1 protein-coding gene is annotated in these 265 nt (G+C 61.9%); it reads right to left on the bottom strand.

Translation table 11 applies throughout. The features are described 5' to 3' along the window. Nucleotides 1-71: 71 nt before the first annotated feature. The coding region (locus TH606_RS11825) for a hypothetical protein (protein WP_197460583.1) at nt 72-265 on the bottom strand (194 nt) is incomplete at its 5' end.

The following is a 265-nucleotide window of genomic DNA, read 5'->3' as shown; positions in this document are numbered from 1 at the left end:
CAAGGCCTTACCAAGCGACAACTCATCCGCCGCTGGTATGACGGCGAGATCATCCTGGTGGAGGTACTCAACTAATGCCCGTCTCCCAGGAAATACTCAAAGCCGAGGCCCAGTTGGCCTTCTACTATGTCATCTCGCTTGGCAGCTCCTGGTGGGCCTTCTCCGGGCAGGAACACCTCGTGCGCACCGTGGCCAACCCCTCTGATGCCACGGATGTCATCCCCGTGCCCGGCTGGCCCGTCAAGCACGAAGGCCCGGTGGCTGG

Origin of the sequence: Thermodesulfatator autotrophicus, from assembly GCF_001642325.1 — a bacterium.
Taxonomy (GTDB): Bacteria; Desulfobacterota; Thermodesulfobacteria; order Thermodesulfobacteriales; family Thermodesulfatatoraceae; genus Thermodesulfatator; species Thermodesulfatator autotrophicus.
Note: the sequence above shows the minus strand (reverse complement) of the source record. Positions and strands in the feature narration are given on the sequence as shown.